General features: G+C 61.4%; 14 protein-coding genes and 1 pseudogene. 5 read left to right on the forward strand and 10 right to left on the reverse strand.

The features are described from left to right. Both DYL61_RS28720 and DYL61_RS28725 read right to left on the reverse strand, forming a co-directional pair. Positions 1-1,123, reverse strand: a 1,123-nt coding sequence (locus DYL61_RS28720; protein WP_135311169.1) for a GGDEF domain-containing protein, incomplete at its 3' end; no start/stop codon positions are given. Between the two features lie 110 nt (positions 1,124-1,233). Continuing rightward, entirely contained in the window at positions 1,234-2,445 is a 1,212-nt protein-coding gene (locus DYL61_RS28725; protein WP_135311170.1) for an MFS transporter, read from the reverse strand. A gap of 97 nt (positions 2,446-2,542) precedes the next feature. On the opposite strand from DYL61_RS28725, the gene DYL61_RS28730 reads away from it, so the two are divergent. Further along, entirely contained in the window at positions 2,543-3,364 is an 822-nt protein-coding gene (locus DYL61_RS28730; protein ID WP_135311171.1) for an AraC family transcriptional regulator, read from the forward strand. A 155-nt stretch (positions 3,365-3,519) separates the two neighbouring features. Here DYL61_RS28730 and proP read toward each other — a convergent pair whose 3' ends face one another. Then, positions 3,520-5,022 carry a glycine betaine/L-proline transporter ProP gene (gene proP, locus DYL61_RS28735; protein WP_105697026.1) on the reverse strand — a complete coding sequence of 501 codons (1,503 nt, stop codon included), beginning with the start codon at positions 5,020-5,022 and terminating at the stop codon, positions 3,520-3,522. A 282-nt stretch (positions 5,023-5,304) separates the two neighbouring features. Between proP and DYL61_RS28740 the strand changes: the two genes are divergently transcribed. After that, positions 5,305-6,708: an MFS transporter gene (locus DYL61_RS28740; RefSeq protein ID WP_135311172.1), complete on the forward strand. Its 1,404-nt coding sequence runs from the start codon at positions 5,305-5,307 to the stop codon at positions 6,706-6,708. A 20-nt stretch (positions 6,709-6,728) separates the two neighbouring features. Here DYL61_RS28740 and DYL61_RS28745 read toward each other — a convergent pair whose 3' ends face one another. The 3 genes from DYL61_RS28745 to DYL61_RS28755 all read right to left on the reverse strand — a co-directional run bounded on the left by DYL61_RS28745 (position 6,729) and on the right by DYL61_RS28755 (position 9,422). After that, positions 6,729-7,649: a bifunctional helix-turn-helix transcriptional regulator/GNAT family N-acetyltransferase gene (locus tag DYL61_RS28745; RefSeq protein WP_135311173.1), complete on the reverse strand. Its 921-nt coding sequence runs from the start codon at positions 7,647-7,649 to the stop codon at positions 6,729-6,731. A 70-nt stretch (positions 7,650-7,719) separates the two neighbouring features. Next, entirely contained in the window at positions 7,720-9,012 is a 1,293-nt protein-coding gene (locus DYL61_RS28750; protein ID WP_135311174.1) for a PQQ-dependent sugar dehydrogenase, read from the reverse strand. Then, positions 9,009-9,422 (reverse strand): DUF2231 domain-containing protein, encoded by a 414-nt coding sequence (locus DYL61_RS28755; RefSeq protein ID WP_105697022.1) that lies wholly within the window; start codon positions 9,420-9,422, stop codon positions 9,009-9,011. The genes DYL61_RS28750 and DYL61_RS28755 overlap by 4 nt, the downstream gene beginning before the upstream one ends. Before the next feature lie 176 nt (positions 9,423-9,598). Between DYL61_RS28755 and DYL61_RS28760 the strand changes: the two genes are divergently transcribed. Further along, a complete protein-coding gene (locus tag DYL61_RS28760) occupies positions 9,599-10,627 on the forward strand; it encodes an apurinic/apyrimidinic endonuclease family protein (RefSeq protein ID WP_135311175.1) in 1,029 nt (342 codons plus the stop codon). 229 nt (positions 10,628-10,856) lie between these two features. Here DYL61_RS28760 and DYL61_RS31995 read toward each other — a convergent pair whose 3' ends face one another. From DYL61_RS31995 to DYL61_RS28770, 3 genes and pseudogenes are all read right to left on the reverse strand, one after another. Continuing rightward, entirely contained in the window at positions 10,857-11,624 is a 768-nt protein-coding gene (locus tag DYL61_RS31995) for a methyl-accepting chemotaxis protein (protein ID WP_374956515.1), read from the reverse strand. 87 nt (positions 11,625-11,711) lie between these two features. Next, positions 11,712-12,809 (reverse strand): annotated as a pseudogene (locus DYL61_RS32000) (cache domain-containing protein); the annotation flags it as partial. A 125-nt stretch (positions 12,810-12,934) separates the two neighbouring features. Then, a complete protein-coding gene (locus tag DYL61_RS28770) occupies positions 12,935-16,906 on the reverse strand; it encodes a bifunctional nitrate reductase/sulfite reductase flavoprotein subunit alpha (RefSeq protein ID WP_135311177.1) in 3,972 nt (1,323 codons plus the stop codon). 585 nt (positions 16,907-17,491) lie between these two features. Between DYL61_RS28770 and nirB the strand changes: the two genes are divergently transcribed. Both nirB and nirD read left to right on the forward strand, forming a co-directional pair. Then, on the forward strand, positions 17,492-20,032 hold the full coding sequence (nirB, locus tag DYL61_RS28775) for a nitrite reductase large subunit NirB (RefSeq protein WP_135311178.1): 2,541 nt from the start codon (positions 17,492-17,494) through the stop codon (positions 20,030-20,032). After that, the gene (gene nirD / locus DYL61_RS28780) at positions 20,032-20,373 is read left to right on the forward strand and encodes a nitrite reductase small subunit NirD (protein WP_135311179.1); all 342 of its coding nucleotides are present in this window, start codon (positions 20,032-20,034) and stop codon (positions 20,371-20,373) included. The genes nirB and nirD overlap by 1 nt, the downstream gene beginning before the upstream one ends. Here nirD and DYL61_RS28785 read toward each other — a convergent pair. Then, positions 20,339-20,980: an aspartate/glutamate racemase family protein gene (locus tag DYL61_RS28785; RefSeq protein WP_135311180.1), complete on the reverse strand. Its 642-nt coding sequence runs from the start codon at positions 20,978-20,980 to the stop codon at positions 20,339-20,341. The two genes, nirD and DYL61_RS28785, sit on opposite strands and share 35 nt — an antisense overlap. Positions 20,981-21,272 lie beyond the last annotated feature (292 nt).

The raw sequence follows: 21,272 nt of genomic DNA on the forward strand, positions 1-21,272 counted from the left end.
TGTCCCGCCCACCACGCTTGGTCTCATACAGCGTGGTATCCCCTTGTTCAATCAGCGCCGCCAAGCTCGGCGGCGGCTGGTCGAAGAGGTTGGCGCCGATGCTCAGCGTCACCGCTTCCGGGGTGGAAAAGGTTTGCGAGGCGAGTTGATAAAATTGCTCGCGCAGGCTGCTGCCCAATTCGACGATCTGTTCGGTGGTGGCGTGGTTGAACAGGATGACGAATTCATCGCCACCCAGCCGTGCGACCAGCGAGCCACGGGGCACCAGGCTGCGGATCATTTCGCTGAGGGCGATCAGCAAGCGGTCGCCGGCGGTGTGGCCGAACAGGTCGTTGACCAGCTTGAAGTTGTCGATATCGATCAGCAGCAGGGCGCCCGGTTGTGAGGGGGATACCTGGCCCAGCACGCGCGGGGCGCGCAGGTCCAGGGCGCGGCGGTTGTACAGAGCAGTCAGCGGGTCGCGGGCGGCGAGGCGGGCGATCTGCTGTTCGCGGCGGTAGCGTTCGGAGCCGGTCATCGACAGGGCTATCAGCATGATTGCCATCGCGCCTTCCACCAGGGAAATCTGGATGATCTCGCCCTTGAACGACGCCAGGTCGATCAAGGTGCCGGGGATCATCACCGACAGCGCCTTGGCCACGTAGAACGCGCCGTGGAACAGCAGCACATAGCGCAGCTGCACCGCGCCAATACTGAGGGATTTGCCGTGGGGCCGCAGCAGGAAACTGGCACGCAGGGTAGGCAGGGCCACCAGCAGCGATTGCACGCCGAGCATGGCTTTGGACCACGCCAGGTCAATGGGCAACATCAGCATGGCGAACCAGATGGCGGGCAACAGCAACCACAGTCGTGACAGGTTCGCCTGGGTAAACCGCGCCACACCGAGCAGAAACAGGAAGTGTGCGGTCACCAACAGGCCATTGGCGAACCAGATGCCCACCACCAGGAAGCCGTTAGTGCGTAGCAAGGCCAAGGTGGAGCCGACCGTAATTGTGGCGAAACCCGCGCTCCAGAACAGCAGCGAAGGTTCGCGCACGCTACGCCATTCAATGGCCAGGTACAGGGCGGCGGCGGCGGCGAGGGCCACCGTGAGGGCCAAAATCGTAGGAGGGTCGAGCGTCATGTCTTGCCGGGTCTGCCTGGTGTGCGTTCAAAAACGGGATTGTAAGCGCACACGCAGGTTTTTCAGAACAATCTTCGTGCTGGCACACGGCCAGCCCGATGATCGGCGGTCTAGACGCCTTTGGTCGACGGCAACAAGATCGTCAGGATGCCCACCAGCGGCAGGAACGAACACAGCTGGTACACGTACTCAATGCCGTGGTTGTCGGCCAGCAAGCCCAGCAAGGCCGCGCCGATGCCGCCAAAGCCGAACATCAGGCCGAAGAAAATCCCGGCAATCATGCCCACATTGCCCGGCACCAGTTCCTGGGCGAACACCACAATGGCCGAGAATGCCGACGAGAGGATGAAACCGATCATCACACTCAGCACCGCCGTCCAGAACAGGTCTACGTAGGGCAGGGCCAGGGTGAAGGGCGCAGCCCCCAGAATCGAGAACCAGATGACTTTCTTACGACCGATCCGGTCGCCAATCGGGCCGCCCGCGAAGGTGCCAACCGCCACTGCGCCGAGGAACAGGAACAGGTACATCTGAGAGCTGGCCACCGACAGGTGGAACTTCTCGATCAGGTAGAAGGTGAAGTAGCTGGTCAGGCTGGTCATGTAGAAGTACTTGGAGAACACCAAGACAGCCAGGATCACCAGGGCAAACGTCACGCGGCCCTTGGACAAACCGTGGGTCGCCTTGCCGCCTTGCTTGAGCTTGAACAGGTTGAGGTGGTTGCGATACCAGCGGCTCAGGCCGTACAGCACCATGATCGCGAACACCGCAAACAAACCGAACCAGGCGATATGGCCCTGACCGTAGGGGATGATGATCGCGGCCGCCAGCAACGGACCGAACGCGCTGCCGGTGTTGCCGCCGACCTGGAAGGTCGATTGCGCCAGGCCGAAGCGCCCGCCGGAGGCCAGGCGCGCAACGCGGGAGGTTTCCGGGTGGAAGGTCGAGGAGCCCACGCCCACCAGGCCGGCTGCCAGGAGTATCAACGGGAAGCTGCCGACAAACGCCAGCATCAGGATGCCGATCAAGGTGCACACCATGCCCGCCGGCAGCAGCCAGGGTTTGGGGTGGCGGTCCGTGTGGTAGCCGATCCAGGGTTGCAGCAGGGATGCGGTGAGTTGGAAGGTCAGGGTGATCAGGCCGACCTGGGCGAAGCTCAGGCCGTAGTTGGCCTTGAGCATCGGGTAGATCGACGGCAGCACGGCCTGGATCAAGTCATTGATCAAATGCGCCAGGGCGCACGCACCGAGGATGCGCATGACCAAGGGGCTTGTCTGGGGCGTACTGGTTGCAGCAGCGGGTGACGCAGTAAGGGTCGACATGCAGGCATTCCATACAAGGCAGCAAACAAAGATGACGAGTACTTGAGCCCGTCATCTATTTCAAAATGATTCGGCGTTCATGCTAGATTTGCCACAAATGCCTGTCTCGCGAAATTCGGGCAGCAATCATCGCAAAAAGGGCGAAATGGTCAAATCACTGGATAAATTTTTGCAGGAGATCAACGAAGGCGACTGGGCTGTGATCAGTTCGGCCACCGACTACCCCGAAAACTGGGTGATCCCTGACCACAGCCATGAGAAGCACCAACTGCTCTACGCCATTGAGGGTGTGATGGTGGTGTACTCGGCGCTCAATCAATGGACCGTGCCGCCCAACCGTGGCATCTGGATGCCCAGTGGGCAAGTGCATTCTTTGCGTTGTGTGGGCGCGCTCAAAATGCGCAGCGTGTTTGTGCGCCCGGACCGCTTCCCGAACATGCCCAGTGAACCGAAGACGGTGAGCATCTCGCCGTTGCTGAGCGAGCTGATCAAGGCCTCGGTCAGCCTCAAACCGCCGTATGCCGAAGACTCCCGTGATGCGCGGATCATGCACTTGATCCTCGATGAACTGGCGATGTTGCCGGCCTTGCCTTTGTCGTTGCCGCAACCGGCTGACGGGCGCGTGAACCGCATTTGCCAGGCGTTGCAGCAAGATCCGGGGGATGCCTCGACCGTGGCGGACTGGAGCGCGCGCCTGGACCTGGACCAGAAGACCATCCAGCGGTTGTTTCGCAAGGAAACCGGGATGACGTTCGGCCAGTGGCGGCAACAGGCGCGGTTGTTATTGGCGCTGGAGCGGATTGCGGTGGGGGAGAAGATTATCGATGTGGCGCTGGAGTTGGGTTATGACAGCCCCAGTGCGTTTACCAGCATGTTCAAGAAGCAGTTTGGCAAGACGCCGAGTCATTTTTTCCGGTGACTGCGAAATTTCAGAAGTGAGCTCGCTTGGAAATGTGGGAGGGGGCTTGCCCCCGATTACGGTGTGTCAGCTACAAATTAGTTAACTGACACTCCCTCATCGGGGGCAAGCCCCCTCCCACATCGGGTTCTTTATGTGTCTGGTAGTGCAGACACTCAGTTAATCCGCGGATGCTGCTGCACCAGGTTTTTGCGCTTGGCTTCCAGCTCGGCAATCTCGGCGTCGATGTCTTCGATTTTCTGCTCGATGTTGTCGTGATGTTCCTGCAACAACTCCTTGGCTTCTTCCATGTCCGACGCTGCCGGTGCGGCGCCGCGTAGCGGGCGGTTGGCGGTTTCCTTCATGGTCAGGCCGGTGATCAGGCCGACCACGGCGAACACCATCAGGTAGTAGGCGGGCATGTACAGGTCGTTGGTGCTTTCCACCAGCCAGGCCACGGCGGTTGGGGTGACGCCGGCGATCAATACCGAGACGTTGAACGCACTGGCCAAGGCGCTGTAGCGCAGGTGCGTAGGGAACATCGCAGGCAGAGTCGACGCCATCACGCCGATAAAGAAGTTCAGCACCACGGCCAGGATCAGCAGGCCGGCGAAGATCAGGCCGATCTTGCCGCTGGTGATCAACATAAAGGCCGGGATCGCCAGGAACAGCAACCCGATGCTACCGGCAATAATGAACGGCTTGCGGCCGACTTTATCGCTGACAAACCCAATGAACGGCTGCACAAACAGCATGCCGACCATGATCGCGATGATGATCAGCACGCCGCTGTTTTCCGCGTAGTGCAGGTTGTGCGACAGGTAGCTCGGCATGTACGTGAGCAGCATGTAGTACGTCACGTTGGTGGCCGCGACGATCCCGATGCAGGTCAACAGGCTGCGCCAATGCTTGGTGGCGATTTCCTTGAACGAGACTTTGGGGCCATGGCTCAGGCCTTCGCGGTCGCCTTGTTCGAGCTTGTCGACATGCTGTTGGAATGCTGGAGTCTCTTCCAGCGCATGGCGCAGGTACAGGCCGATGATGCCCAGGGGCAGGGCAAGGAAGAACGGCAGGCGCCAGCCCCATTCTTCAAAGGCCGCCTCACCGAGGACGCTGGAAATCAGTACCACCACGCCGGCACCCAATACGAAACCGGCGATGGAGCCGAAGTCCAGCCAGCTGCCCAGGAACCCGCGTTTGCGGTCTGGTGCGTATTCGGCGACGAAGATCGAGGCGCCGGTATATTCACCGCCCACCGAGAAGCCCTGGGCCATTTTGCACAGCAGCAACAGGATCGGTGCCCAGATGCCAATCGAGGCGTAACCGGGGATCAGGCCGATGGCAAAGGTGCTCAGGGACATGATCACGATGGTGGCGGCAAGGACTTTTTGTCGCCCGTATTTATCGCCCAACGCACCGAAGAACAGACCGCCCAGGGGACGAATCAGGAAGGGGACGGAGAAGGTCGCCAGTGCGGCGATCATTTGCACGCTGGGGGAAGCGTCGGGGAAGAACACCTTGCCCAGTACATAGGCGACGAAGCCATACACGCCAAAGTCGAACCATTCCATGGCGTTGCCCAGCGCGGCGGCGGTGATCGCCTTGCGCATCTTGGCGTCGTCGACGATGGTGATGTCCTTCAACCCGATGGGGTTGACGCTTTTCTTGCGAGATTTCATGGGGACTACTCTAAAGCTGAACAGGGGAGGTGCCATCGTGGCGATGGCACCGCTCTGTCAGTTCAGATACAAGCCGACACGAAATAATTCACCGCTAAATTCAATTTTTTGCTGACGATCAGGCATTTACGCGAATTGAGCGAAGTCATCCTATAACTACTTTCACGAAGTCCCCGTATTCAGATTGACACCGCTCAACCACCCCGATATAAAAGTCGCAGTTGTACGACGACATATGACGTTACATATGTCCTACCTAACAAAAATAAAAAAGTGATGCCCATGAACTTGAACGAGCCCATCAACGCTCATCGCGTTGGCCAGGCGGTAGGCAACTATCGCTGGACCATCTGCGCGATGCTGTTCTTCGCCACCACCGTCAACTACCTCGACCGCCAGGTGCTGAGCCTGTTGGCGCCGCAACTGTCCACGCAATTTGGCTGGAGCAACACCGACTACGCCAACATTGCTGCGGTGTTCCAGTTCGTCTACGCCATCTCCATGCTGTTCGCCGGGCGTTTTGTCGACAGGATCGGCACCAAGGCCGCCTATGTCGTGGCGATTGGCGTGTGGTCCACCGGCGCGATCATGCATGCGTTTTCGGTGCAGATGGGCGAGGGCATCGCGGCGATCAGCACTGCCGTCGGCTTGGCGGTGATTCCGGTGTCGATTGCCGGCTTTATGCTGTCCCGAGCGGTGTTGGCGATTGGCGAGGCGGGTAACTTTCCGATTGCGATCAAGGCCACCGCCGAGTATTTCCCCAAGAAAGAGCGCTCACTGGCCACTGGTATTTTCAACTCCGGGGCCAACGTCGGTGCGATCCTGGCGCCGATCTGTGTGCCGTTGATTGCCGGGCTGTGGGGCTGGGAAGCGGCCTTTATGGTGATCGGCATGTTGGGCTTCTTGTGGGTCGCCGTGTGGGCGGCCCTCTATGAAAAGCCCGAGCAGCAAAAGCGCCTGTCGGCCGAAGAACTGGCCTATATCCGCAGCGACTCCCCCGTACAGGCGCACACCCCCGCAGTTGCTGGCGCGGTGCAGAAAAAAGTCTCCTGGTTCAAATTGCTCACCTACCGCCAGACCTGGGCGTTTGCCTTCGGCAAGTTCATGACCGACGGCGTGTGGTGGTTCTTCCTGTTCTGGCTGCCCACCTACCTATCGGCGCAATACGGCATGAAAGGCGCCGATATCGTGATGCCGCTGGCGGTGCTGTACAGCATGACCATGGTCGGCAGCATCGGCGGCGGCTGGTTTCCCAGCTACTTTATGGCCCGTGGCGATGCACCGTATGACGGGCGCATGAAGGCCATGTTGGTGATCGCGTTGTTCCCGTTGGTGGTGCTGCTGGCACAGCCGCTGGGCTATATCAGCTTCTGGGTGCCGGTGTTGCTGATCGGCGTGGGCGCCTCGGCGCATCAGGCGTGGTCGTGCAATATCTTCACCACCGTGTCCGACATGTTCCCGCAGAAAACCGTGGCGTCGGTGGTGGGTATCGGCGGCATGGCCGGCGGCCTTGGCGGGGTGGTAATGACCAAGATCGGCGGTTGGGTGTTCGACTACTACAAGTCGATCAATGACATTCATACCGGCTACATGATCATGTTCGCGATCTGCGCGCTGGCTTACCTCGTGGCGTGGAGCGTGATGAAGACGCTGGTGCCGCGCCACAAGGAAATCACCGATCTATAAAACGACGGCGCGGGCGCGACTCACAGCGCTCGCGCCCAGGTCTGGCTGACCAGGGACTTACCGAAACTTTCCACCGGCTCTTCCTCGATCAGTTCAAACCCGGCCTTTTGATAGAGCTTGCGGGCATCGGTGAGGATGTCCACCGTCCACAGCAGCATGCGGGTGTAGCCGGCATGGCGGGCAAAACGCAGGCACTCATCCACCAGGCGCTGGCCAATGCCCATGCCCCGTGCGCTGGCGTCCACGTACAACATGCGCAGCTTGGCCGTGGTGTCGTCATGGCGGATCACGAACACCGAGCCCACCATCACGCCGTCTTTTTCGGCGATCCAGCAGCGTTCCCGCGCCGGGTCGAACTCCCTCAGGTACTTGGCGACAATCTCCGCGATCAGCGCCTCGAACTCCCAATTCCAATTGTACTCGCGGGCATACAGTGCCGTTTGCTGCTGTACCACCAGGCCCATATCGCCCGGTTGTGGGTCACGCAGCAAATAGCTCGGCGGCGTGCCTTGCAGCAGGGCCTGGATGCGTTGCATGGAGGCCGTGAGTTGCTGTTGCTGCTGTTCAGGCAAGGCTTGCAGCAGGGCGATCACTTCCTGTTGGGTCTGCTGCTCCAATGGGCTCAGCACCGAGCGACCCAGGTCGCTGAGGTGCAATTGCACGGCACGGGCATCGGTGGTGGAACGCACTTTCTGGATCAGGCCTTTCTTTTCCAGGCCGCCCACCAACCGGCTCAAGTAACCCGCGTCCAAGCTGAGCATCTGGCACAGGTCGGCGCTGGTGAGGTCGCCCCTTGAAGACAGCTCGTACATCACGCGGATTTCAGTCAGGGAAAAATCGCTTTGCAGCAGGTGTTCCTGCAGCACGCCAATCTGGTGGGTATAGAAGCGGTTGAAGCCGCGCACGATGCCGGCGCGTTCGACAAGCAGGGGAGTGGACATGGTGGATGCTCGATATGGTTGCCTGAGGCAATTATATTGTTGCCTCAGGCAATCATGTCAAACAGTTTACTTAGCGGTTACGCGTCACCCGCCAAATGGTATTGGCCAAGTCATCGGCAATAATCAGCGCACCTTTCGGATCCACCGTCACGCCCACCGGGCGGCCACGGGTCTTGCCATCATCACCGCGAAAGCCGGTGGCGAAGTCAATTGGCTCGCCGGACGGCTTGCCATTGCTAAATGGCACAAAGATCACTTTGTAGCCCACCGGGTTCTCGCGGTTCCAGCTGCCGTGCTCGCCGACGAACACGCCATCGGCAAATTGCTCGCCCATTTGCGGGATGGAAAAGTCCACCCCCAGCGCGGCCACGTGGGAGCCGAGGCTGTAATCCGGCTTGATCGCCGCCGCCACCTTGGCCGGGTTCTGCGGTTGGGCGCGTGGGTCGACGTTCTGGCCCCAATAGCTATAGGGCCAGCCGTAGAACGCGCCTTCGCGCACCGACGTCAGGTAGTCCGGCACCAGGTCGGGGCCCAGTTCGTCGCGCTCGTTGACCACGGTCCACAGTTGGCCGGAGTCGGGTTGGATGGTCAGCGCCGTCGGGTTGCGCAGGCCCGTTGCGTAGGGTTTGTGCGCGCCGGTAGTGGCGTCGATCTGCCAGACCATCGCCCGGTCGATCTCCACTTCCATGCCACGTTCAGTCACGTTGCTGTTGGAGCCGATCCCTACGTAGAGCTGGCTGCCATCGGCGCTCACGGCCAGGGATTTGGTCCAGTGGTGATTGATCTGCGCCGGCAGGTCGGTGACTTTGGACGGCGGGCCGCTTGCCTTGGTCTGGCCATCGGCGTAGTCGAAGCTGACCAGCGCATCCTGGTTGGCCACGTACAGTTTGCCGTTGGCATAGGCCAGGCCGTAGGGCGCGTTGAGGTTGTCGGCGAATACCGTCTTCACTTCATAGGTGCCGTCGCCGTCGGCATCGCGCAGTAACGTCAGGCGGTTACCGCTCTTGACCTTGGTGTTGCCCTCGGCCTTGATCAGGCTGGCGATCACATCCTTGGGCTTGAGCTTGGCGGCGCTGCCGCCACGGCCTTCGGCGACCAGGATATCGCCGTTGGGCAGCACCAGGGTCTGGCGTGGAATCGCCAGGTCGGTGGCGATGGCCGTGACACTGAAACCCTCCGGCACCTTGGGTTTCTGATCGCCCCACGGCGCGGGCTCGGCGATCTTCATGCTCGGCAGCAGGCTGCTTTGTTGTTCCGGCAGCTTGGGGTCGGGGCCACGGGCCTGGGTCTTGTCGCCTTCGCCACCGCAGGCGGCCAGCAGCAGGGCTGCACTCAATACGGTCAGGGTGTGGGACGTTTTCATTTGACACCTCCGCTACGCAGGCCGGTCCATGTGGCGGCCAGTGTCAGCACCAGCACGATGGCCGACAGCACCAGGCCGGTAGGCATCGAGGCATAGGCGTCCTTGGCATGCTGGAACGCATTGACCAGGCCCAGCACCCAGGTGGCCAACAACAGCACGACATAACGTGCCGGTTGCCCGGCCCTGAGCCCGGTGCGGAACAGATTGACCAGCGCAAACAGAAACGCAAGGCCGGCGAACACCAGCGCACCGGCAATCAGCCAGGAGGCGAAGTTGGCCCACTGAATCTGGTAGGTCTGGGTGTAGGCGATATCGCTGAGCAAGGCACCGAGAAACAGCGGCACGGTGCCGGCGAGCAAGGTCGCGTGCAGCGGCCCCGGGCCGGTTCGGTAGACGGGAAGGGTAGTCATGTGGACGGCGGCTCCTTGTTTGTACAACGCCCCCTGAACGGGAGCAGCGCATAGGAAAGGAACGCACCGCGTGTCAGAAAGTTCAGCATGATACGTGTCGAAATATTATGAACCCCCTGGGTCGGCCCCGGCCTAACGCCGTATCATCCCGCACCTTTTCCCCGCCAGGCGCCTTCATGACCCACCCTCGCATCGGCTTTGCATGCCAATACAAGCACCCCGAGCGCCTGCTCTCGGCCAGCGCCCTGAAGTTGATCGAGGGGCCGTTCAACCCGCGTACTACCACGTTGCGCTGGATGGACGGGGTCGCGCCGCAGGTGGCCCGCGAGAAACTGGTCGAGGTCGTCACACATAACCTGGCCGCTCAACTGCGGCTGCTGACTTACGTTGCCGGGTTGCCACCCACACTGCGCATGCTGCGCCTGAGCAGTGACCTGCTGCCGTTCTACAGCCACCCCAAAGTGGCCGGCGTCTACCAAGACCCGGCGATCCAACAGCAATTGGTCGAAGGTTTCGCCGCCATCGGCGAGCTGGCCCGTGCCTCGGATATCCGCCTGTCATTCCACCCCGGCCAATACTGTGTGCTGGGTTCGGAAAACCCAGGCGTGGTGGAAAACAGCCTGGCCGAATTCGAATACCACGCCGATATGATCCGCATGATGGGTTACGGGCGACAGTTCCAGGACCTCAAGTGCAACGTGCATATCGCCGGTCGCCTCGGCGTCGAGGGGACCCGCGCGGTGTGGTCGCGCCTGTCGGAAGTGGCGCGTAACTGCATTACCTTCGAGAACGACGAGAGGACCTACGGCCTGGACCATTGCCTGCAAGTCGCCGATCTGGCGCCAGTGGTGCTGGACATCCACCACTGTTGGATCAATGAAAACGACTACATCGACCCCCATTCGGAACGGGTTGCCCGGGTGATCGACAGTTGGCGCGGGGTGCGCCCGACCATGCACTATTCCCAACCCCAGGAAGTCTTGCAGGAGTTGGGTTTTGACGCCGAGCACAAGCTGGAGATGGACGCGCTGCTCAAGGTGGTGGCCAAGCGCGACCTGTACGCCCACAGCGCACAGATGTGGAACCGCTGGACCAATGACTACGCGCTGCAGTTTATTGACCGTTTCGACATCATGCTTGAGGCCAAAGACAAAAACGTCGCGGCCTTGGCGTTCTATGAGCATTGGCAGCGGCGCGCGGCGTAGCGGCGGTTACTTCTTGCTTGCGAGGGCGTCTAGTCAGCCAGTACACCTGCCAGCTGATCCACCGCCATCGGGGGCAAGCCCCCTCCCACAGGGATTAGCGGTGTACTCGGTTTCATGGCCCGGCACATATCCAAATGTGGGAGGGGGCTTGCCCCCGATGGCGGTGGGTCAGCGGGTAGTTGTGCCGACTGACACGCCGCCATCGGGAGCAAGCTCCCTCCCACAAGGCTTATGACTTGAACCGTCCCACCAATCCATTCAACTCAGCCGATAGCGTGGACAACCGCCCCGAATCGTCCTGCGCCGAGTTCGCCAGGTTTTCCACCAGCCGCGCCTCGTCGTAGATCTGCTGGATATGCCGGTTGATCTCTTCGGCGACGCTGTGTTGCTCCTCGGCAGCGGCCGAGATCTGCAGGTTCTGGTCGCGGATCTCATTTACCGACAACTGAATACCCTCAAAGCTGTCCCGCGCGTTTTCGATGGACGACACACTGGCCCGCGACAGGTCCAGGCAACTGCCCATTTTTTGCGTGACTTCCTGGGTCTTGTTTTCCAGGGTGCCCAGCAGTTGTTCGATTTCGCCGGTAGAGTCGGAGGTGCGCTTGGCCAGCGCGCGCACTTCGTCGGCGACCACGGCAAACCCACGGCCTTGATCACCGGCGCGGGCGGCCTCGATGGCGGCGTTAAGCGCCAGCAGGTTGGTCTGTTCGGCAATTGCGCGGATGGTGCCGAGGATCTGGTTGATGCTGCGGCTACCGGCTTCCAACTCGACCATGGCTTGGGATGATTCGGTCAAGCGACGTCCCAGGCGGTTGACGTTATCGGTGGTGACTTCGATCTGCTGCTTGCCCTCGGCCACACGGCGGTGGCCGTTTTCCGCAGACTCCGCCGCGCCACTGCACGAGCGTGCGACCTCGTTGGCGGTGGCGACCATCTCGTTAAAGGCGGTGGACACCAGTTCTACCGCTTCACGCTGACGCCCCGCAGCCTCGTTCATGTTGTGCGCCACTTCGCTGTTGACCTTCGATGCGTTCTGCAAGTTGGTCGAGGCGGCGCCAATATGCTGGATCAGTTGGCGAATCGCCGCGAGAAACTTGTTGAACCAGCCCGCCAGTTCAGCGGTTTCATCCTTGCCTTGCACCTGCAATTCATGGCGCAGGTCGCCTTCGCCCTGAGCAATGGACTGCAAGCCGGTACTGACCTGGCCAATGGGTTTGACGATCACTTTGGAAAACGCCGCGGCAATCAGGCCGAAGATCAGGACCAGCACCCCGACGATGATGGCCGTGAGGTACGTCATGCGTGTGGCTTCGGCCATCACTTCGCCGTGCTCGATCAGCCCGATATAGCGCCAACCCAGGCCGGGCGAGGTCCAGATATTAGCCATGTAGCGCACGCCATTGATTTCAACTTCGGTGGAGCCTTGAGCGGTGTTGGCCAGGTGCGCGTAGGGTGCGCCGAGGTCTTTGAGCGGCTTGAAGTTATGAGCGGCGTCACGCGGGTCCACCAGCACCACGCCGTCCTCGATCAGCATCACGTAGCCGCTTTCACCCAGTTTGATGCTCTTGACCAGTTCGGTGAGGTTTTTCAGCGACACGCTGACCACGAACACGCCCTTGGCCTTGCCTGTGTTGTCCAGCAACGCGCGTGCGGTGCCTACCAGGGCCACGTCGTCCTTGTCGTAGTAGTAAGCAGGGGTGCGCACGGTCTTGCCGGGGCTGGCCATTGCCGCTTTGTACCAGGGGCGGGTGCGCGGATCGTACTTGGACAGCTGCGGGTCATCCGGCCATTTGGCGTAGGTGCCGTCTTCCAGGCCAATGGACAGGATAGCCGCGGCGGGGTGGGTGGCACCGTAGCGTGCAAACTGGTCGATGACCTGCTGCGCCGGCGCAGGCATTGGCTGGCTGGCGGCGTTGGCCGGTTGGTAGTCTTTCAGCGTGTTCACAGAAGTGTATACAGGATCAGCGGCCATCTGATCGACGTTCTGCAAAGTGCCATCAAAGAACTGGCGGATATTGCCGTCGATCTGTCGGATCTCCCGGGTGCTGCCGTCGATGAACTGGTCCACCGCCTGGGTCCGTGTGTTCATGACAGAGATCACCGCCACCAGGCTTACCGGGATAAACGCGACAGAGACAAACGCCAGTACCAATTTATTTTTTATTTTCATCGAGACGACCATCAGCTAGAGGGCGGCCAGACCGCCGGAGGCTTGGCGATCTGCTATCACTGCTGTTTCGGCTCGACGTCGATAAATCTTTAGGGTTTTTTGTACACAATACAAATAGGTGATTGTTCTGTATCCAATCAGTACACATCACGCAGATAACGCTTCTGCTCGCTTAGCTGTCGCCAGTACTCCACGGCACCCTCAACGCCAAGCCCGCCGTGGCGTTGCGCGACTTCACGCAAGGCCAGGTCGACGTCTTTGGCCATGCGACTGGCATCCCCGCAGATATACAGCCGGGCGCCATCCTGCAACCAGCGCCACAGCTCGGCGCCGTGTTCGCGGATACGGTCTTGCACATAGATTTTCTGCGCCTGATCGCGGGAAAACGCCAGGCTCAGGTGGGTAAGCAGGCCGTCACGTTGCAGGCCTTGCAGTTCTTCCTGGTAGTAGAAGTCGCTGGCGGCGTGCTGCTCGCCAAAGAACAGCCAATTACGGCCCTGATGACCGAGGGCGCGACGTTCCTGCAAGAAACCACGAAACGGCGCCACCCCGGTGCCGGGGCCGATCATGATCATCGGCACCTCGCCGTCAGTGGGCGTGCGAAAGTGCTTGGACGGTTGCACGAACAACGGCACTTCGGCCTCGTCTGCACGGTCGGCAAGGAAGGTCGAGGACACGCCCTTGCGCTTGCCATAGCGCACGGCGGCCACGGTGAGGTGCACTTCATGCGGGTGCGCCTTGGCGCTGGAGGCAATCGAGTACAGACGCGGTTGCAGACGCTTGAGGGTGCCGAGCAATTCATCCGCTGAGCAATCGATAGGGTATGCCTGCAACACATCCGCCAATTGCTTGCCCCACAGCCAGTCTTTCAATTCGGCTTTGCGTTCCGGCTCCAGCAGGTTTTTCAGTGCAGGGTTGCGGCTGCGTTCGGCAATGAACGCCAGGCTGTCGTGGCTCGGCCGGGCGATTTCGAAGTGCTGGGTGAGCGCCTGGTGCAAGGGCACCTCGCCAAAGGTCTCGATGCTGACCTGGGTATCACCCCCCAGGCGAGTGAGGTCGAGCAGTTCGCTGACCAGCGCCGGGCAGTTGCGCGGCATTACGCCCAGGGCATCGCCGGCCTCGTAGCTCAGACCCGAGTCGGTAAGGTCCAGGGCGAACTGGCGGGTTTCCTTGTGGGCGCTGTGGGGGTTCAGGTGGCGGTTGAGCAATAGCCGCGACCCATGCAGCTTGGTTTTACCCGCAGGCGTGGCTGGGGCAATGGCTTTTGTCGGGGTGAGGCTTTGTTGGAAACGCACCAGCCAGGCGTCAGCGGGGGCTTCGAACTCGGTGTCGCAGTCGACCCGTTCCAACAGGCGGGTGGCGCCCAGTGCGTGAAGACGCTGATCGAGTTGTTTGCCGTGTTTGCAGAACTGATCGTAATTCGGGTCGCCCAGGGCCAGGACGGCAAAGCGCAAGGATTCCAGGCGCGTGTCGCTGCGGTTGAGGCTGTGCCAGAAACCTTCACCGTTATCCGGTGGGTCGCCGTCGCCAAAGGTACTGCTGATCAGGGCCAGGGTTTGGGTCGTCGCCAGTTTGCCGGGGGCAAAGTCGGACATGGCGCTCAGTTCCACGGCAATACCTGCATCACTCAAGCGCTTGGCAAAACGCTCGGCCAGGGCTTCGGCGTTGCCGGTTTGCGAGGCCCACAACAGCGTGACGGCCGGGGAGGGTGCCGTGGTGGCCTCGGCGGCGCGGCTGAACAGACCGCCGAGCACGCCGTTCAGCCACACACGGGAATCCTTGGCCAGCGGTGCACTGTCCGGCAATACCGGTACGCCCAGTGCCGCCGCGTTGGATTGCAGGCCGCTCAAGAAACCGGCGAGGTAGACACGCTCACTGTCGCTCAGGGGCGGTGGCGTCAGGTTACGAATGCCGGCGATGTCGGCGAAGGCGTCGAGGCGCGCCATGGTGGAGTCCTCTGCTTTAGGGGAAGGATGGTCGAGAAACTGGTGGTCGATCAGCTCGACCCGCGCCAGGGCCACGGCGCAGAACTTGAATTCCGGCTGCAAGGAAATCGGGTCGACGGCATCGTTGGTCACGGCGTTGATCGCCAGGTGTTCGCCGAACACATCGTTCCAGTGGAAGGGCGCAAAACAGTTGCCTTGGCGCACGCGGTCGGTGACCACGGCGGGCAGCACGGCACGGCCGCGTGGGGATTTGATCTCGACCGAATCCTGGTCCTTGATGCCCAGGCTGGCGGCGTCCTCGGGGTGCAGTTCCACGAACGGGCCGGGGTTGAGTTTGTTCAGGGTGGCGACCTTGCCGGTCTTGGTCAGGGTGTGCCATTGGTGCTGCAAGCGGCCGGTGTTGAGCACGAAGGGGAAGGCGTCGTTGGGCATTTCCGCTGGCGGCATATGGGGGCGGGGCAGGAAGTGGCCCTTGCCGTTTTCGGTGGCGAATTTGAGCGTGTCTGCCTGCCGATAGCGGATCGGGTTGCGCTCGGCGCCATCCGCGGATGCGCACGGCCACTGCAAGGGTTTTTCCCGCAGGCGTGCATGGCTGGCGCCGCGAATGTCGTAGCCGGTCTTGGGGTTCCAGGCGCGTTTGATTTCTTCGAACACCTCGGACGCGCTGGTATAGGTGAAGGCCTCGGCAAAGCCCATTTCGCAGGCGACCCGGGCGATGATTTGCCAATCCGCCAAGGTGTCGCCCGGTGCGTCGACGGCCTTTTGCATCAGCGTCAGGTTGCGCTCGGAGTTGATCATCACGCCTTCGGCTTCGGCCCACAGCGCACCCGGTAACAGGATGTCGGCGTAGCGGTTGGTTTCGGTGTCGAGGAACGCGTCCTGGGTGATCACCAGCTCGGCGGCTTGCAGGCCATCGATGACGTTGCGGCGATTGGGCGCGCTGGCCACCGGGTTGGTGCAGATGATCCAGCAGGCCTTGATCTGCCCGGCGGCCATCTGTTCGAACATCGCCACGGTGCCGCCGCCGACCTGGCGCGGCAGGCTGCCTTCGGGCAGTTGCCACAGGTCTTCGATAAAGACGCGGTCGGCTTCTACCAGCACCGAGCGTTGCCCCGGCAGGCCGGGCCCCATATAGCCCATCTCGCGTCCGCCCATGGCATTGGGTTGACCGGTAAGGGAAAACGGCCCGCTGCCGGGGCGGCAGATGGCGCCGGTGGCGAGGTGCAGGTTGCACAGCGCGTTGGTGTTCCAGGTGCCGTGGGTGCTTTGGTTGAGGCCCATGGTCCAGCAGCTCATCCACTCGGCGGCCTGGCCGATCATGTCGGCGGCCTGGCGGATATCGGCTTCGGCCAGGCCGGTCAATTCGGCGACGGTGTGCGGTGGGTAGCCTTCGAGGAAGTCCGGCATGGCCTCCCAGCCCTCGGTAAAGGCAGCGATAAAATCCGGGTCGGTGTGGCCGTTTTTCACCAGCAGGTGCAGCAGGCCGTTGAGCAAGGCGAGGTCGGTGCCGGGCTTGATCGGCAGGAACAGGTTGGCCTTGTCCGCCGTGGCGCTGCGACGGGGGTCGACCACGATCAGCTTCGCCCCGGCCTTGACCCGGTCCATCATGCGCAGAAACAGGATCGGGTGACAGTCGGCCATGTTCGCGCCGATCACGAAGAACAGGTCGGCGCGGTCGAAGTCTTCATAGGACCCTGGCGGCCCATCCGAACCCAGCGAGAGCTTGTACCCGCTGCCGGCACTGGCCATGCACAGGCGAGAGTTGGATTCGATGTTGTTGGTACGCACAAAACCCTTGGCCAGTTTATTGGCCAGGTATTGGGCTTCCAGTGACATCTGCCCCGATACATAGAACGACAGCGCATCCGGCCCGTGGGTGTCGAGGATCTTGCGCAAACGCGCGGCGGTGTCGCGGATGGCCGTGTCCATGGCGATGCGCACCGGGTCATGGTCCCGGGCCTGGCGCACATAGGCGCTGTCCATGCGCCCGGCGTCGGCGATGGCCTGGCCGCAGGTGGTGCCCTTGGTGCACAGACGGCCGAAGTTGGTGGGGTGGGTTTTATCACCGGTCACCTTGACCACTTTATTGTGTTCGACCTGCATGATGATGCCGCAGCCGACACCACAATAAGGACACACGCTGCGTACGCTTTGGCTTGCCATCCGTCATCCTGAAAACAAAAAAGGCGCCTTGCGACCCTCCGTAAAAAACGGGGGTCGCACGGCGCCTTTGTCGTGAGAGGGCAGTCTGCGTTGACTGCTTGATGAAGAGTCCCTAGCAAGTCACGCGCCAGCTTTTGTAGCTGCACATTTTCCAATGTAGTGAGCGGGCTTGTCCCGCGCTGGGCTGCGAAGCGGCCCTAATTCAGTCGGCGCGTTCTGCCAGTTAAAACCTGATTGTCTGGTTTTGGGGCCGCTTCGCGGCCCAGCGCGGGACAAGCCCGCTCACTACAAGGGTGCACACTTAAAGGTGCACTTTTATGAGGCGAGGTGCACCAGGGAGAGGCGCGGTGTGGATAGGTTTGGTGACTGGAGCCCACTGTTTTGGGCCACTTGGCAATTGGCACGCCGCCTGCAAGCTCACTCACCATCCCACCTCGGTCAACGACGATCGACAGGCCAATGCAGGCCTCGGGCATAAGCGGCCAGACCGCATAAGAACAGGCAAAGACGCCTGGAACCGTAAGGTTTCAGGCGTTTTTTTTTGCTTTTTTAAAACCGTGATGCGCTTTGTCGGGTGCTAAAAATATGAACAGTCTGAAAACCCTGATCGTCGTCGGCAATGGCATGGTCGGCCACCATTGTGTGGCGCAACTGATCGAGCGCGGTGCGCTGGATCACTACCGCTTGCACGTATTCAGCGAAGAGCCGATGCGCGCCTATGACCGTGTGCATTTGTCGGAGTACTTCACGGGTCGCGATGCCGAGTCGCTGGCGTTGTCCGAGGCATCGCTGTACCAGACGCCGGGGGTGACCTTGCACCTGGGCGTGCCGGTGCTGGAAATCGACCGCGCCCGCAGCGAAGTGATCACTGCTGACGGTTGCGTCGCCTATGACAGGTTGGTGCTGGCCACCGGTTCTTATCCCTTCGTGCCGCCCATCGACGGCGCCGAAGGTGACTCGCGGTTGGTGTACCGCACCCTGGAAGATTTGGATGCCATTCGTGCGGCCGCCGGCAACGCACGGCGCGGTGTGGTGGTGGGCGGTGGCCTGCTGGGCCTGGAAGCCGCCAACGCTCTGAAAAGCCTCGGTCTTGAAGCCCACGTGGTGGAATTCGCGCCGCGCTTGATGCCGGTGCAACTGGATGACTTCGGCGGTTTGGCGCTCAAGGCGCAGATCGAGCGGCTGGGTGTCGGCGTGCATTTGTCTCGCGCCACCCAGTCCATCAGCGCGGGCGAGCAGTACCGCTATCGCATGAATTTCGCCAACGACGAATTCCTCGAAACCGACTTGATTGTGTTCTCCGCCGGCATCCGCGCCCAGGATGCATTGGCGCGCCAGGCCGGGCTGGAGATCGGTCCGCGCGGCGGCGTGGTGATCAATGACGAATGCAAAAGCAGCGACCCGAACATCTACGCCATTGGCGAGTGCGCCTCGTGGAATGGCAGCCTGTTCGGCCTGGTCGCCCCCGGCTACCAGATGGCCCGTGGCGTGGCTGCGTTGTTGTGCGAGCAAACCGCCGAGCCCTTTGTCGGCGCGGACATGTCCACCAAGCTCAAGTTGCTTGGCGTGGACGTAGGCTCCATTGGCGATGCCCACGCCCATACGCCCGGCGCCCGCAGTTATCAATTTATCGACGAGGCCAGCGCCAGTTACCGGCGCCTGGTGATCAGCGCGTGTGGCAAGCACGTGATCGGCGCGGTGCTGGTGGGCGATAACAGCTACTACGACACCTTGCTGCAATACATGCAAAACAGCATCGCGTTGCCTGCGGAGCCGGCCAGCCTGATCCTGCCATCAACCGCCGGTGCCCCGACCCTTGGCCCCGGCGCCTTGCCGGAGTCGGCCACCGTGTGTTCCTGCCACAACGTGACCAAAGGCGCGATCTGCTCGGCCATCGATGGCGGTTGCAGCGACCTCGGCTTGCTCAAGGCCCAGACCAAGGCCTGCACCGGTTGCGGCGGCTGCGCCGGGTTGCTCAAGCAGGTGTTCGAGCATGAGCTGATCGCCCGTGGCGTCAGCGTTGATAAAAGCCTGTGTGAACACTTCGCCTTCACCCGCCAGGAACTGTATGCCCTGGTGCGCGTGGAAGGGATTACCACGTTCGATGAGTTACTGGCCAAACATGGCCGCGGTCATATCGGTTGTGATGTGTGCAAACCGGCGGTGGGTTCGATCCTGGCGTCGTGCTGGAACCAGCCGATCATGGACGCGTCGCTCGTGCCGTTGCAGGACACCAACGACACCTTCATGGCCAACATGCAGAAGAACGGCACCTACTCGGTGGTGCCGCGTATTCCCGGCGGCGAGATCACCGCCGACAAACTCATCGTGATCGGCGAGGTGGCGAAGAAATACGACCTCTACACCAAGATCACCGGCGGCCAGCGTATTGACCTGTTTGGCGCGCAGTTGCATGAACTGCCGGACATCTGGGCCGAACTGATCGCCGCCGGGTTTGAAACCGGGCACGCCTATGGCAAGTCCACGCGCACGGTGAAGTCCTGTGTGGGCAGCACGTGGTGCCGTTATGGCGTGCAGGACAGCGTGAAAATGGCGCTGCTGATCGAGGATCGCTACAAGGGTTTGCGCTCGCCGCACAAGCTCAAGTTCGCGGTGTCCGGTTGCACCCGCGAGTGCGCCGAGGCGCAGAGCAAGGACGTGGGGGTGATCGCTACCGAGAAGGGCTGGAACCTGTATATCTCCGGCAACGGTGGCATGCGCCCACGGCATGCCGAGTTGTTTGCCACTGACCTGGATGACGCCACGCTGATCCAGTACATCGACCGTTTCCTGATGTTCTACATCCGTACCGCCGACAAGCTACAGCGCACCTCGGTGTGGCGCGAGAGCCTGGAGGGCGGGCTGGATTTCCTCAAGGACGTGATCATCCACGACAGCCTCGGCCTCGGCGCCGAGTTGGAGGCGCAGATGCAACTGGTCGTCGACCGCTACGAATGCGAATGGGCCAACGCCCTCAAAGACCCGGAAAAACTCAAGCGCTTCCGCACGTTCGTCAACGACAAACGCCCCGATCCGGGTGTGCAGTTTGTTCAAGAACGCGGTCAGCGCCGGCCCATCATGGCCACCGAACTCAACCTGATTACCGTCGTCGAGGAGATTGCCTGATGAGCCAGACAACCTGGAGAACCGTGTGCAATGAACACGACCTGGTGACCAATTCCGGTGTGGTGGTGTGGCTGGACGGTGCGCAAGTGGCGCTGTTCTACCTGCCTGCGGCCGAGGCGCAGACGGTGTATGCCATCGACAATCACGACCCGGAATCCGGCGCCAATGTGATCGGTCGTGGGCTGATTGGCAGCATCAAGGGCGAATTGGTGGTGGCCGCGCCTATCTATAAACAGCATTACCGGTTGCATGACGGGCAATGCCTGGAGGCGCCGGATCAGCGCCTGCGGGTGTGGCTGGTGCGCCTTACGGATGGCGTTGTGGAGTTGGCGGTGGGCTGATGGCCTGAAGCGCGGCCGCCAGCCCGGCGGATGCGCTGGTGAGGGGCGGCGGGCCTGCGGTCACGCGCGCGGCCGCGCCACTCATCGAGGCCTGGGCCAATACAACCACTGAGGCGCCTGCTGTGTAGGCCTGGTCGGCGGCTTTGGCGATGGTTGCCAGGTAGCCGTCGATGTCACCGGCCTTGAACAAGTCCCAGGCACCTGGAACCCATTGCACCTCTGCGGTGTGAAACAGCCGTGACGTGGGTTCCAGCGTTGTCTGCACTGCGCACAGCACCACGACCTTGCCAACCGCCTTGAGCGCTGTGGCGGCGAGGGCTTCATCGGTTCGCAGGATGGGGACGCGTGTGGAGTGAAGGGTTTCAATCGCTGGGCCCAGGGTTGAGCAGGTGAGTACAACTGCATCGGCTTGCTCAGCCAGGTCGAGCAGCGCGGATGCGGTGGCCTGTGCGATCTCGCTGGTCAACTGCCCCGCGTGTTCTGCTGCCGCCAGCAGGTCTGCACGTACTTTATGCAGCATTAAGCCAGGGCTGATGCCGAGCGCGGTGGCTGCTGTGTCAAATACGGCGATGTTGCTGGCGGCGGTATGAAGGCAGGTAATGCGCATGGTTGGTTTCCGGGGTTGAGCGGGACAGATATGACACGCCGTCGATCCATGTGGGAGCGGGCTTGCCCGCGAAGACGGCCTATCATGCGACCGTGTCTTACCGGTTGTACACCGCCCTGATGTGGGAGGGGGCTTGCTCCCGATGGCGATGTGTCAGGCGACCAGGCCTTGCCGGATGTACACCGCTCTAATGTGGGCTTGCCTGCGATGGCTGTTTGTTAGGCGCTGGAAGTCTTTGGTCTGTGTACATATCCGTTATTTAGGTAACGGCCACTTAGGGTTCCGCCCTTAC

The organism is Pseudomonas nabeulensis, assembly GCF_004682045.1.
Lineage (GTDB): Bacteria > Pseudomonadota > Gammaproteobacteria > Pseudomonadales > Pseudomonadaceae > Aquipseudomonas > Aquipseudomonas nabeulensis.

What these genes read in the sequence shown, in the direction of transcription:
- nirD (WP_135311179.1), top strand. Translation starts at nt 20,032, where the DNA reads ATGAGCCAGACAACCTGGAGAACCGTGTGCAATGAACACGACCTGGTG.
- DYL61_RS28785 (WP_135311180.1), bottom strand. Translation starts at nt 20,980, where the DNA reads ATGCGCATTACCTGCCTTCATACCGCCGCCAGCAACATCGCCGTATTT.
- DYL61_RS28760 (WP_135311175.1), top strand. Translation starts at nt 9,599, where the DNA reads ATGACCCACCCTCGCATCGGCTTTGCATGCCAATACAAGCACCCCGAG.
- proP (WP_105697026.1), bottom strand. Translation starts at nt 5,022, where the DNA reads ATGAAATCTCGCAAGAAAAGCGTCAACCCCATCGGGTTGAAGGACATC.
- DYL61_RS28730 (WP_135311171.1), top strand. Translation starts at nt 2,543, where the DNA reads ATGCCTGTCTCGCGAAATTCGGGCAGCAATCATCGCAAAAAGGGCGAA.
- DYL61_RS28750 (WP_135311174.1), bottom strand. Translation starts at nt 9,012, where the DNA reads ATGAAAACGTCCCACACCCTGACCGTATTGAGTGCAGCCCTGCTGCTG.
- DYL61_RS28770 (WP_135311177.1), bottom strand. Translation starts at nt 16,906, where the DNA reads ATGGCAAGCCAAAGCGTACGCAGCGTGTGTCCTTATTGTGGTGTCGGC.
- DYL61_RS28725 (WP_135311170.1), bottom strand. Translation starts at nt 2,445, where the DNA reads ATGTCGACCCTTACTGCGTCACCCGCTGCTGCAACCAGTACGCCCCAG.
- DYL61_RS28755 (WP_105697022.1), bottom strand. Translation starts at nt 9,422, where the DNA reads ATGACTACCCTTCCCGTCTACCGAACCGGCCCGGGGCCGCTGCACGCG.
- DYL61_RS28745 (WP_135311173.1), bottom strand. Translation starts at nt 7,649, where the DNA reads ATGTCCACTCCCCTGCTTGTCGAACGCGCCGGCATCGTGCGCGGCTTC.
- nirB (WP_135311178.1), top strand. Translation starts at nt 17,492, where the DNA reads ATGAACAGTCTGAAAACCCTGATCGTCGTCGGCAATGGCATGGTCGGC.
- DYL61_RS31995 (WP_374956515.1), bottom strand. Translation starts at nt 11,624, where the DNA reads ATGAACGAGGCTGCGGGGCGTCAGCGTGAAGCGGTAGAACTGGTGTCC.
- DYL61_RS28740 (WP_135311172.1), top strand. Translation starts at nt 5,305, where the DNA reads ATGAACTTGAACGAGCCCATCAACGCTCATCGCGTTGGCCAGGCGGTA.